We start from the raw sequence: 11,693 nt of genomic DNA, 5'->3' as shown, positions 1-11,693 counted from the left end.
GGCCGCCCTTTCCTTGTCTCTTCAAAGAGAAACGCGCCTTACTTGGCCACGTTCTCCCGGCGCTCCGCAATACGTGCGCGCTTACCGGTACGGCCGCGCAGATAGTAGAGCTTCGCACGACGCACGACGCCGCGGCGAACCACGGTGATGCTGTCGATATTGGGCGAATAGAGCGGGAACACACGCTCCACACCTTCGCCGAAGCTGATCTTGCGGACGGTGAAATTGGAATTGATCGAACGGTTCGAACGCGCGATCACCACGCCTTCGAAGTTCTGCACACGGGTGCGCTGGCCTTCGACCACGCGCACACCGACACGCACCGTATCACCGGCGCGGAATTCGGGGATGTCCTTCCCCTCGGTGAGTGCTCCGATGGCTTCAGCCTCGAGCTCTTGAATCAGACCCATTGGTCAGTCCTTGTCTTTTCGCCGCTCGCCAGAGGCAGACAGATCCGCAGCGCCACCGTGGCGCTCCCAAAGATCCGGCCTGCGTAACCGTGTGTCTTCCTCGCTCCTCGCCTTGCGCCAAGCAGCGATTTTCGCATGATCCCCCGATCGCAGCACTTCAGGGATCGTGCGCCCTTCCCATTCCTGAGGTCGGGTATATTGCGGATACTCAAGCAGGCCGTCCTCAAACGACTCTTCAGTCCCACTGGAAGCCGCGCCCATTACGCCGGGAAGCAGGCGAATGCAAGCATCGAGTATGGCGAGCGCGGCAGGCTCTCCGCCAGACAGCACGATATCGGCAAGGCTCACCTGTTCGATCTGCGGGCGCGCGTCGAAGAACCGCTCGTCGAACCCTTCGAACCGGCCGCAAATCAGCGTGACGCCGGGGCCAGCGGCAATCTGACGGATCCGCTCTTGCGTGACGGGTTTGCCGCGCGGCGTCATTGCGAGGATGGGAATGGTGGGCGCTAGGTCTGCCGCCTCTAAACCCGCTCGTCCTGAGCTTGTCGAAGGGCTGCTTTTTTCTTCTGGCGTTGCGCTCGAAAAAAAGGACGATGCTTCGACAGGCTCAGCATGAGCGGACAAGGGGGCGTCGATCGAGTCCAAAGCCGCCGCCAGCACATCCGCCTTCAGCACCATCCCCGCCCCGCCGCCGGCAGGGGTATCGTCCACCGTGCGATGCTTGTCCGTCGCGAAATCGCGGATCTGCACGGTTTCGCAAGACCAGTCCCCGCGCTCCAGCGCGCGGCCTGCCAGCGAGACGCCCAGCGGCCCGGGAAACATCTCGGGATAGAGGGTGAGGATGGTGGCGGCGAAAGTCATGCCGCGTCGGACTGCGCCGCACTTTTCTTCCGAAACGGCGAGAAGATTGCAAGCAGCGCCAGCGCGATGGCCGCCACCAGTGCAATGGAAAGCGCCTTCGACACGACGATCGCTATAGCAAGCCGACCCGCAGGCCCGTCCATCGGATCGAGCATCGCGCCGATCTCAAGGCTGGCAAGCACATAAGCCGCCACCGGAACCGCAATTAGCACGCACAAAGCGGCGACAGCAATGCGCCGCCACCCCGCCCCGCCCAGCCCGCGCGCAATCATCCAGCAGAACGCAGCGATGATGGGCGCGGTGATGAGGATGTCGGGGGTGAATTGGATGAGGTTCATTTCAGGAAGCCTAAAAGTTTTGGACCGCATTAGACCTGATCGATGCCAGCCTAAACCGTGAGAACGGCGACAGTGAAAATCAGTTTTTCTGCTTTCTTCGTGCGAACCACATCGACGTCGGAATGGCGATACACAAGCTATAAAGCGGCCAGAAAAGATAAAACCAGAAGGCGGTTTCAAACCGGTTGAAGACCGTGTCGCGATGCCAGAACACGATCAAGTCGGGCGGCACTGGTTCACAGTCGGAGGCGAATAGAAGCACATATGAACCGTACAGAACGGAGATCGTCGGCAGCGGAACTAAGCTGATGGACCAATACTCGAAACCACTCGTCTGCCGCGCGAGTCTGCTTGCGACGTTGTTTGCACACAGCACTGCAACAACTGACAGCGCAATTGCGCCGGTTAGCACAAGTAGAATTATGGCCGATTCAGGCAATGTCCCACCGTACCCCATCCTTCGCCCGCGTATCGACGCTCAGCTCGAACACATCGGGCCGCGAATAATGCCCATCGGTGTCCAAACTCGTCAGCCCTTCATCGCGCGCTGACAGGTCCAGCTCGGCCAGCAGCGTTTCCTCATCCTCGCCCGCCTGCGCGATCACGCTGGCATCGGGCGCGGCGATCAGGGAGCCGCCACGGTTCAGCACGTCGGCTTCGATAGCCTCGACCAACTCCTTCGCCGCGCCACTGTTTTCGCCCAGCCGCTCCAGCCCGTCGAACACATCCGCCTTCGTCTGCACCAGCCCCGCCGCCAGCACGAAGCAGCGGCCTTCAATTGCGTAGTGGCGGCTCGCAATGGCATAGCTTTCGCGCACGGTCGGCCAGCAGGCGACATGCACGCTCTCGCCCAGATTGTGCATCGCCGCGCGCGCGAGCGGCATCCAGTGTTCCCAACAGATGAGGCTGCCGACGCTGCCCCAGACCGCTTGATGCACGCCAAGTGTGGAGCCGTCGCCGCGCATCCAGATCAGCCGCTCGCCATGGGTGGGCACCAGCTTGCGATGGTCCAGCACCGGCAGGCCGGGGCGGAAGGTCATCTGGTTGTTGTAGAGGCTCTGGCGCACCCGCTCATGCGCGCCGATGGAGATGACCGCGCCCGTGCGGTCGCACAGTTCCTGCAATGGCAGCAGCCGCTCGTCACCCGGCACCACGGCCTGTTCCAGCAGGATGCGGTGCATGGCGCGCGTGCCGGGATGGTCCCACAGGGCCGCGCCGGGCGCTTCGTCCAGCCAGAGCGGATAGCCGCCGAGAAACGTCTCGCCAAAGGCCACAAGCTGCGCGCCGCCCTCCACCGCTTCGGTAGCGAGGCGCACGGCCTTGTCGATCCCGTCCGACACGGCGAGCGGAACGGGTGCGGCTTGGCAGATGGCAACGTTGAGCTTGGTCATGCGCGCTGCGTTAAACGGGCGCGTGGCGCGGCGCAATGCGCGCTAATCGAACGTCCGCCCCACGGTCGACACGGCCTCGATCTTGCGCGACATGATGATCGCGCCGGGCAGCGAGACGACCGTGCCCATCGCGCCGAGTACCAGCAGCGCCAGCATGCTCACCACCGGCCCGTCCGCCAGGTCGACAAGGAAGACGCCGGTGAAAAGAGAGATGAAAGCGATGCCACTGATGAGGACGGACCAGGCGATGCGGCTGCCGCGCGTCTGGTTCGGATCCCGCAGGTAAAGCGCAGCCGCCACGCCTGCGGCAAAGCCGTTCAGGATGACCGCGCCGAACAGCAGGAAGATCGCGCCGACAAGTACGGAGCCCGCCATCACCTAGCCTCCGACCACATCCTCGTCACGCTCGCGCCGGCCCATGCGAAAGCCCCACCAGCCCAGGAGCAGGGCAATGATGAAGCACGGCACGGCCAGTACGGCGAGCAGTTCCCACCAGCCGGTATCGGCATCGCAAAGCGGCGCCGTGCAGACCGAGAGGTTCATCGGCTGGTCGGACGCGGCAATCAGCAGGCCGAGCAGGAGGAAAGGGAAGAGCGCAGGGAGAGCCGCCAGCAACGCGCCGCGCATGGCGCTCATGCGGCTGTCGCGACGCCCCAATGCGCGGCCGACCAGCTGGGGCACGACCAGCACCAGCAGCAAGGGGATGAAAAGGATGACGAATTCCATGCGGGATGACCTCTTGCCGGTTGCAGCAGGCTTGCCTTCGATCCGCTCGGTCTAAACCGGAACCTCAGCGTTCCGCAAAGTCTTCATGCACTGTGAGTGTGGAATGATTCCACGACGGCACCGCCTCCACGCGCATCGGCACCATGAAGGTCTTCGCTTTCTTGCCCTCGACCGGCGGCAGGGTAATCTCGATCACATCGCCCGCGCCGAAATTGTGCACGGCGGTGACTTCGCCCAGTGCACTGCCATCGGTGGAGACGGCGGCAAGGCCGATCAGGTCGGTGTGGTAATACTCGCCATCCTCCAGCGCAGGGAGCGCGTCGCGGCTGACGGTGAGCGTGGTACCGCGCAGCTTATCCGCCTCGCTGCGGTTCTGCGCCTCAGCAAAGCGGGCGATCGCGCCGCCTTTATTGTCGTCGCGCAGCTTTTTCGGCGTGAGCGCGCCGTCATTGAAACTCTTGTGCTGTTTGAGCGAGGCGAGCCCGTCGCCGAAGAGCTTGAGGCGCACTTCGCCCGTCACCCCATGCGCGCCGGTGATGGCGGCCAAGATGATGGGTTTTTTATCAATAACCATAAGGGCAATCCGTTCGCACTGAGCCTGTCGAAGTGCGAATTCGCGCCGCCGTATCTATTTCGCCCTTCGACAAGCTCAGGACAAACGGGAAACGGCGGCGCGATTTGCCTGCGATCAGCCCTCCGACTTCTCGTCAGCGGCCTCTTCCTTGGCCTCGTCAGCGGTTTCCACAGCTTCGGCTGCAGCGCCTTCGCCTTCAGCGGCAGCGGTGTCCTCGGCAGCAGCTTCCTCGGCGGGAGCCTCTTCGGCCGGTGCTTCCTTGGCAGCCTTCTTGGCTTCTTCAGCTTCAGCCTTGGCAGCCTCTTCAGCTTCCTTCTTCTCGGCTTCCTTGGCGGCCTTTTCCTCGGCGCGTTCCTTGGCGGCTTCGCCCGGCTCAGCCTTCTTCGGGTTGTTGCGAGCGGGACGCTCCATGATGCCGGCAGCATCGAGGAAGCGCAGCACGCGGTCGCTCGGCTTGGCACCGACGCCCAGCCAGTAGCGGATGCGGTCTTCGTTCAGGTTGACGCGGTTCTCGTCATCCTTGGCGAGCATCGGGTTGTAGGTGCCCAGCTGCTCCAGATACTTGCCGTCACGCGCACGGCGGCTGTCGGCAGCCACGATGCGATAATAGGGACGCTTCTTTGCGCCGCCACGGGCGAGACGAAGTGCGATTGCCATGTTAGATTACCTTTCCAGTCTTAAGTCTTGAATTCGATTACTTTTTCTTCAAAAATTCTTGCATTTCCGGCGGCAGCTGGCCGCCGGGAAGACCCGGCATGCCGCCAGGCGCACCGCCCGGAACTCCCGGAGCCCCGCCCGGTGTCGCGCCACCGATACCGCCGCCGCCGAACATGGCGGCGAGGCCTTTCAGCCCGCCCATCTTGCGGATCTGCTTCATTGCGCGGCCCATTTCCTGGTGCATCTTGAGGATCTTGTTGACCTCCTGCACGCTGCGCCCGCTGCCCGCCGCGACGCGCTTCTTGCGCTTGGCGTTGAGCAGCTGCGGATGGGCGCGTTCCTTCTTGGTCATCGAGCCGATGATGGCATCCATGTGGACAAGCACGCGGTCATCCATGTCGGCGCCCGCCATCGCGGCCTTGGCCTTTTTCATGCCCGGCATCATGCCCGCCAGCATGCCCAGCCCGCCCATATTCTGCATCTGCTGCAACTGCTTGCGAAGGTCGTTCAGGTCGAACTTGCCCTTCATCATGCGATTGGCGAGCTCTTCGGCCTCTTCGGCCTTGATCGTCTCGGCAGCCTTCTCAACCAGCGACACCACATCGCCCATGCCGAGGATGCGGTCGGCCACGCGCGCGGGGTGGAAGCGCTCGATCGCGTCGAGCTTCTCGCCCGTGCCGGCAAACTTGATCGGCTTGCCGGTTACGGCACGCATGGAAAGCGCAGCACCTCCACGCGCATCGCCATCCATACGGGTAAGCACCACGCCGGTCAGCGGCACTTCATCGGTGAAGCTCTGCGCCACATTGACCGCGTCCTGGCCGGTCAGGCTGTCGACAACCAGTAGTACTTCGGCAGGCATAGAAACCGAGGCGACAGCCTTCATCTCGGCCATCAGCGCTTCATCGACATGCAGGCGGCCAGCGGTATCCAGCAGCAGCACGTCGACATTCTGCAACTGCGCGGCCTGCAGCGCGCGCTTGGCGATATCGACGGGCTGCTGGCCCGGCACGATTGGCAGTGTGGCGACTTCGGCCTGCTCGCCCAGCACCGCAAGCTGCTCCTGTGCGGCCGGACGATTGACGTCGAGCGAGGCCATCATGGCCTTCTTGCCCTCTTTCTCGCGCAGCAGCTTGGCGATCTTCGCAGTGCTCGTGGTCTTGCCCGAGCCTTGCAGGCCGACCATCATCACGACGGCCGGCGGCTTGACGCCGAGATTGAGCGGCGTCGCCGCGCCCGCGCCATCATCGTCACCGCCCAGCATGGTGACCAGCTCGTCATTGACGATCTTGATGACCTGCTGGCCGGGCGTGACCGACTTGAGCACTTCCTGCCCGACGGCGCGCTCCGTAACCCGGGCGATGAAATCGCGGGCGACCGGCAGGGCGACATCGGCTTCGAGCAGCGCAATGCGCACCTCGCGCATGGCATCGCGCACATCCTGCTCGCCCAGCGCCCCGCGACCGCGCAGGCGGTCGAAGACGGAATTCAGGCGATCGGACAGCGTATCGAACATGCGCGTCTTTGCTCCTTTGCAGCGCTTGGTGTTCCCAAAATGGGTAGCCATGCGCCAAATGCCAAAAACGCCGGCGGACGAAACCTCGTCGGCCAGCGTGCGATCCCGTAGTCGGAACCGGCTTTTTCAGTTTGCGAAGTGGGAAGCTGGATTGCTTCGTCGCTTCGCTCCTCGCAATGACGAGGTGTTTACCGAATGCCATTGCGTTGGATTTCGGTTCAGGGTGGAAGCGAAAATGGTGGAGTGCGAGAACCGGAGCGGAGCGGCCATTAAGGCCGTGAGCACCGGAAGCGCAGCGATCCGCCATTTGCAGCCCGCCCTGGGCCGAAAGGCAATGCAATGGTGGAGCCTAGCGGGATCGAACCGCTGACCTCAACACTGCCAGTGTTGCGCTCTCCCAGCTGAGCTAAGGCCCCGTAACCATCGATTTTCGCACCCCCGAAGGGATGCGGAGTGGCCCTTTATGCCCGCGCGGCGCGGAGGGCAAGGGATTTTTGTTTGCCTCAAGAGCCGGCGTTCGCATCCGCTCACTTGGCTCGCCCTACCGGGCGGCCCGCGGTCGCGGGCTGTCGGTGCCTTTCAGACACCGATACACCGCCAACACGGAAACCAGTGCATATTCGCTCGTCAAAAGCGAGCGACAAAGGGCAAAGCCCGCCCGCAGCGGGCACGCAGCGTAGCGGAGTGCGTCTAGCGAGGACGAAGCCGCGGATGCGGCTTCGCGACACAAACTCAGCTATCCTCTTCGCCATCCTTGTCGGCGGTGTCGACGCCGAGGTCGTCATCGCCGCCCAGGTCGACATCGTTGTCGGGCGAATCGTCGTCCTCGTCGATATCTTCCAGATCGTCATCGGCCAGATCGGAATCGGCTTCCTTGTCGTCTTTCTTCTTCGCGTCCTGTTCGTCGAAGGGGATGGGCTGCTTGGACTTGAGCACGGGCTCGGGCGTCCATTCATTGCCGCATTCGATGCAGGTGACAGGGTCTTCCTTGCCCAGATCGTAAAAGCGCGTCCCGCATTTCGGGCAGGTGCGCTTGGTGCCCCATTCAGCCTTGGCCATTTGCAAAGTCCTTAAGTCTCGTCCGGATCGTGCGTCCGGGGAATAGATTGCGTGTCCCGCACCATAGCAGAATCACGAGCGGGCGCGCCTTGCCATAGGGTCATGCGAGTGTCAAAGCGCTCGCCTTGCATCCGCAGCAGATAGGCACCGCGTTGAGCCATTCCAACCCGCCCTCGCCGCACCGTTTCGCGGGCAATGGCCCCTTGAAGGGTCGCATCCGCGTGCCGGGCGACAAATCGATCAGTCACCGCGCAATCATGCTGGGCGCGCTGGCCGTGGGCGAAACGCGCGTGTCGGGCCTGCTGGAAGGCGAAGACGTGCTGGCCACCGCTGCCGCCATGCGGGCGATGGGCGCGAGCGTGGAGCGCGGGCCGGACGGCGTGTGGAGCGTGCACGGCGTGGGCGTCGGCAGCCTGCTGCAGCCCGAAAGCGCGCTCGACATGGGCAATTCAGGCACCAGCACGCGGCTGTTGATGGGCCTGGTTGCCAGCCATCCGATCGATGTGACGTTTGTCGGCGACGCGAGCCTGTCCAAACGCCCGATGCAGCGTGTCATCACGCCGCTCTCGCAAATGGGTGCGGCGTACGAAGCGCGCGACGGCGACCGTTTGCCGCTCTTGTCGCGCGGCATCTCCCCCGCCGTGCCGATCACCTACCGCCTTCCGGTCGCATCGGCGCAGGTGAAAAGCGCCGTGCTGCTGGCGGGGCTGAACACCGCCGGCACTACCCGCGTGATCGAGCCGGTGCCCACACGCGACCATTCCGAACGGATGCTGCGCGGCTTCGGCGCGAAGCTGGAGGTGGGCGAGGAGAATGGCGCAAGGATTATCACCGTCCATGGCGAGGCTGACTTGCAACCCCAGACAATCACCGTGCCCGGCGACCCGTCTTCCGCTGCCTTCTTCGCTGTCGCGGCACTGCTGGTGGAAGGCAGCGATCTCGTGATCGAGAATGTCGGCCTCAACCCCACGCGCGCCGCGCTGTTCGATGTGCTGCGCGACATGGGCGGGCAGATCGAGGAACTGGACCGGCGCGAAGTCGGCGGCGAGCCGGTGGCCGATTTGCATGTGCGCCACTCGGCTTTGACAGGCGTCGATGTCGACCCCGCCATCGTGCCTGCGATGGTGGACGAATTTCCAATCCTCTTCATCGCCGCCAGCATGGCGAGCGGCACCACCACGACCCGAGGGCTGGAAGAGCTGCGCGTCAAGGAAAGCGACCGCATCACCGCCATGGCCAATGCGCTCACACTGGCCGGGGCGCGGGTCGAGGAGCGGGAGGACGGCCTCATCATCCGCGGCACCGGCGGCGATCCGCTGCCCGGCACGCCCGATGGCGCCGCTGTCACCACCCATCTCGACCACCGCATCGCCATGAGCATGGCCGTGGCGGGGCTAGCCAGCAGCGACGGCGTGGAGGTGGACGACACCACACCGATCGCGACGAGCTTCCCGACATTCATGGATTTACTGGAAGGAGCGCAGGGGTGATCTTTTCCATTCACGTCACCCCGGACTTGATCCGGGGTCCCGCTTTTTACTTCGTCGCGACGGAACAAGCTGGACCCCGGCTCGGGGGCCGGGGTGACGCTAAGGGTTCGAAGTTATGACCACCCCGCTCGATATATACAGCCTCATCGGCTTTCTCGGCACGGCCTGCATCATGAGCGCGTATTTCTACCTCACGGCGGTGGAGGAGCCGAACCCCTTCATCCTGCATGGCACCAATCTGGCAGGCGCGGCGCTGCTGACGGTGTCGCTGCTGGTCCACACCAACATCCCGAGCCTCGTGCTCGAAGGGTTCTGGGCCGCGATTGCGCTTTGGGGCCTTGGCAAGGCATGGATCGCGCGCCGCAAGAAGGACACCGCCGCATGAGACTGATCGCAGCCACGCTCGCCCTCGCCTCCTTTGGCGCCACCCCGGCCGCCGCGCAACAAGCCGACGAACTCGACTGGTCCGCGCCGGAGCAGGAACTGCGCGTCGCGGTCGAGGGCGGCGAGGTGTGGGTGCGGGTCAATGGCGATCTCGACGCCGAAGCCGAGCCCGCGATCTTCATCCATGGCGGCCCCGGCGGCACGCATATGGGGTTCGGCAACCTCATCAGCCTTGCCGATGAGCGCGCCGTCATTCTTTATGACCAGCTCGATTCCGGCATGTCGGACCGGCCCGAAGACCCGGCCAACTGGCGCGTCGAGCGCTTCGTAAGCGAGTTGGAAGCCATCCGGCAGGCGCTGGGCATCGAACGCTGGCATGTCGTCGGCCATAGCTGGGGCGCTGCGCTGGCGCTGGAATATGCCGCGGCCTATCCCGACCACACCGCCTCTGCCGTGCTGGGCGGCACCTACATCTCCACCCCGCACTGGATCATGGGCACGAACCTGCTGATCCGCGAACTGCCGGACCATGTGCAGGCGGACCTGATCGCCTGTGAAACCGCGAGGGCCCCGCCCCCTGCGGAAACATGCAGCACCGCCACCGCTGCGTTCTATCGCGCCTATAACGGTCGCCCGGACCGCCCCTTGCCATCTCCCCAAGCGCGCGCCTATCGCGAGGCCTATGGCGGGCGCGGATGGAACGAGACGCTCTACAACGCCATGTGGGGGCCCAGCGAGTTCTCCGCGCGCGGATCGCTGGTCGGCTATGACGGCACGCCGCTGCTCTCGCGCGTCGATGGGAGCCGCGTGCTATTTATGATCGGTCAGTATGACGAGGCGCGCATCGACACCGTGCATGACTTCCTCACCCTCACCCCCGGCGCGGAATTCGCCGTCGTTCCGGGCGGCAGCCATGCGTTTCTCTCCGAACGCCCGCTGGAAACGGAAGCCATCCTGCGCGGTTGGTTATCCCGAAAGGATCCTGAATGATTATTGCCGTCGACGGCCCCACAGCTTCGGGCAAAGGCACGATTGCCAAGGCGCTGGCCGCGCATTTCGGCCTGCCGCATCTGGACACCGGCCTGCTCTATCGCGCGGTCGGCTGGCAGACCAAGCTGAATGGCGGCGATCCCGACAATGCCGAGGATGCGCTCGCCGCGTGCGGTTTCCACGACAGCCTGCTGGCGAATACCGAATTGCGCAGCGAGGCCGTCGGCGGGCTGGCCAGCAAGGTGAGCGTGCATCCGCAGGTGCGCGAGGCGCTGTTCGAACGCCAGCGCGCTTTTGCGACGCAGGCGGGCGGAGCCGTGTTGGACGGGCGCGATATTGGAACGGTGATCGCGCCGGAAGCCGAGGTGAAGCTCTACGTCACAGCCAGCACCGCCGCGCGCGCAGAGCGCCGCTTTCGCGAAATGCGCGACCTGGGCCGCGAAGTGCCTTTGCGCGACCTCGTCGACCAGCTGGAAGCCCGCGACGAACGCGACAAGGGCCGCAAGGATGCCCCGCTCGCCATCGCCAAGGATGCCTTCGTGCTCGACACGACCGAATTGGGTAAGGACGATGCCATCGCGCAGGCGATTGCGGTTGTGGTGCAGGTGACGGGGCGGTCGCCGCGATAATGGTTCGCTGAGTCCCGCACCACATCGTTCGTGCTGAGCTTGTCGAAGTACGAAATGGCAGCGCGCGAGTTAGTCGCCCTTCGGAAACCGAAGAGGGTGCGCAGCGCGACCGGCTCAGGATGAGCGGAGTCTATTCTCGCTGGAGCCATACAGCGCATCCACCTCGCGCTTCGTGCCTTTCGCCAGTCCCAGCGCCCATAGGCCCTCATAGGCCATGAAGAGCGGGCCATGCAGCAGGCCGCGCAGATCGTCCACGAAAGCAGGCTTGCGGCCCTCCCAGTGGTGGCCGATAAACTGGAAGGCCCAGCCGACCACGAACAGCGCGATCCCGCCGCCCAGCCATGCCAGCGTGGAGATCGCCGCAATCTGCGCGCCAAGTGCCACGAACACCGCCAGCAGGACCGTCATCAGCAAGCCCGCCTTGAGGTCGAGTTGCAGGTACCAGACAGCCGCCAATGCGCTCACAATAATGGCCGGCGTCAGCTCCACGCCCAGCAAGGGCATGGTAAAGACGGGCCGCGCCAGCAGCACGTCCAGCGCGAGCACGATCATCGGTACGCCCACCGCATGGGTCAGCACATTGCGATGGTCGCGGTGATATTCGCCATATCCGGCAAGCGTCTCGGCAAGCGCCGTCATGCCCGGTCTCCTCTCATTCGCTGCCCCTG

16 protein-coding genes and 1 tRNA gene are annotated in these 11,693 nt (G+C 64.2%); 4 read left to right on the top strand and 13 right to left on the bottom strand.

What is annotated here, in order from left to right; translation table 11 throughout:
* Window positions 1-38: 38 nt before the first annotated feature.
* From rplS to BMF35_RS08240, 12 genes are all read right to left on the bottom strand, one after another.
* Window positions 39-410, bottom strand: a complete 372-nt coding sequence (gene rplS, locus BMF35_RS08290; protein WP_047005539.1) for a 50S ribosomal protein L19 — start codon at window positions 408-410, stop codon at window positions 39-41.
* A gap of 3 nt (window positions 411-413) precedes the next feature.
* A complete protein-coding gene (trmD, locus tag BMF35_RS08285; protein ID WP_047005538.1) occupies window positions 414-1,271 on the bottom strand; it encodes a tRNA (guanosine(37)-N1)-methyltransferase TrmD in 858 nt (285 codons plus the stop codon).
* Window positions 1,268-1,609 (bottom strand): hypothetical protein, encoded by a 342-nt coding sequence (locus tag BMF35_RS08280; protein ID WP_047005537.1) that lies wholly within the window; start codon window positions 1,607-1,609, stop codon window positions 1,268-1,270. The genes trmD and BMF35_RS08280 overlap by 4 nt, the downstream gene beginning before the upstream one ends.
* Window positions 1,610-1,688: 79 nt before the next feature.
* Window positions 1,689-2,048 (bottom strand): hypothetical protein, encoded by a 360-nt coding sequence (locus tag BMF35_RS13615; protein ID WP_156172025.1) that lies wholly within the window; start codon window positions 2,046-2,048, stop codon window positions 1,689-1,691.
* On the bottom strand, window positions 2,041-3,000 hold the full coding sequence (locus tag BMF35_RS08275) for a carbon-nitrogen hydrolase family protein (protein WP_047005536.1): 960 nt from the start codon (window positions 2,998-3,000) through the stop codon (window positions 2,041-2,043). Before BMF35_RS08275 ends, BMF35_RS13615 begins: the two co-directional genes overlap by 8 nt.
* Window positions 3,001-3,042: 42 nt before the next feature.
* Window positions 3,043-3,375 carry a hypothetical protein gene (locus BMF35_RS08270; RefSeq protein ID WP_047005535.1) on the bottom strand — a complete coding sequence of 111 codons (333 nt, stop codon included), beginning with the start codon at window positions 3,373-3,375 and terminating at the stop codon, window positions 3,043-3,045.
* Between the two features lie 3 nt (window positions 3,376-3,378).
* Complete coding sequence (locus BMF35_RS08265; RefSeq protein ID WP_047005534.1) at window positions 3,379-3,726, bottom strand: hypothetical protein; 348 nt, start codon at window positions 3,724-3,726, stop codon at window positions 3,379-3,381.
* A gap of 64 nt (window positions 3,727-3,790) precedes the next feature.
* A complete protein-coding gene (gene rimM, locus BMF35_RS08260; protein ID WP_047005533.1) occupies window positions 3,791-4,300 on the bottom strand; it encodes a ribosome maturation factor RimM in 510 nt (169 codons plus the stop codon).
* Window positions 4,301-4,414: 114 nt separating this feature from the next.
* A complete protein-coding gene (gene rpsP / locus BMF35_RS08255) occupies window positions 4,415-4,957 on the bottom strand; it encodes a 30S ribosomal protein S16 (RefSeq protein WP_047005532.1) in 543 nt (180 codons plus the stop codon).
* Window positions 4,958-4,994: 37 nt separating this feature from the next.
* The gene (gene ffh / locus BMF35_RS08250) at window positions 4,995-6,473 is read right to left on the bottom strand and encodes a signal recognition particle protein (RefSeq protein ID WP_047006445.1); all 1,479 of its coding nucleotides are present in this window, start codon (window positions 6,471-6,473) and stop codon (window positions 4,995-4,997) included.
* A 340-nt stretch (window positions 6,474-6,813) separates the two neighbouring features.
* A tRNA-Ala gene (locus BMF35_RS08245) sits at window positions 6,814-6,889 on the bottom strand.
* A gap of 316 nt (window positions 6,890-7,205) precedes the next feature.
* Window positions 7,206-7,532, bottom strand: coding sequence for a TIGR02300 family protein (locus BMF35_RS08240; protein ID WP_047005531.1), 327 nt, complete (start codon window positions 7,530-7,532; stop codon window positions 7,206-7,208).
* 152 nt (window positions 7,533-7,684) lie between these two features.
* On the opposite strand from BMF35_RS08240, the gene aroA reads away from it, so the two are divergent.
* The 4 genes from aroA (at window position 7,685) to cmk (ending at window position 11,025) form a co-directional block, all read left to right on the top strand.
* A complete protein-coding gene (aroA, locus tag BMF35_RS08235; RefSeq protein WP_047006444.1) occupies window positions 7,685-9,022 on the top strand; it encodes a 3-phosphoshikimate 1-carboxyvinyltransferase in 1,338 nt (445 codons plus the stop codon).
* 115 nt (window positions 9,023-9,137) lie between these two features.
* The gene (locus BMF35_RS08230; RefSeq protein ID WP_047005530.1) at window positions 9,138-9,407 is read left to right on the top strand and encodes a CBU_0592 family membrane protein; all 270 of its coding nucleotides are present in this window, start codon (window positions 9,138-9,140) and stop codon (window positions 9,405-9,407) included.
* The gene (locus BMF35_RS08225; RefSeq protein WP_047006443.1) at window positions 9,404-10,396 is read left to right on the top strand and encodes an alpha/beta fold hydrolase; all 993 of its coding nucleotides are present in this window, start codon (window positions 9,404-9,406) and stop codon (window positions 10,394-10,396) included. Before BMF35_RS08230 ends, BMF35_RS08225 begins: the two co-directional genes overlap by 4 nt.
* The gene (gene cmk, locus BMF35_RS08220; protein WP_047005529.1) at window positions 10,393-11,025 is read left to right on the top strand and encodes a (d)CMP kinase; all 633 of its coding nucleotides are present in this window, start codon (window positions 10,393-10,395) and stop codon (window positions 11,023-11,025) included. Before BMF35_RS08225 ends, cmk begins: the two co-directional genes overlap by 4 nt.
* 114 nt (window positions 11,026-11,139) lie before the next feature.
* Here cmk and BMF35_RS08215 read toward each other — a convergent pair whose 3' ends face one another.
* Entirely contained in the window at window positions 11,140-11,664 is a 525-nt protein-coding gene (locus BMF35_RS08215) for an Mpo1 family 2-hydroxy fatty acid dioxygenase (protein WP_047005528.1), read from the bottom strand.
* Window positions 11,665-11,693: the final 29 nt, after the last annotated feature.

This window comes from Aurantiacibacter gangjinensis, from assembly GCF_001886695.1.
Classification (GTDB): Bacteria; Pseudomonadota; Alphaproteobacteria; order Sphingomonadales; family Sphingomonadaceae; genus Alteraurantiacibacter; species Alteraurantiacibacter gangjinensis.
The sequence above is the reverse complement of the archived record's forward strand: the minus strand, read 5'-3'. Positions and strand labels throughout refer to the sequence as shown.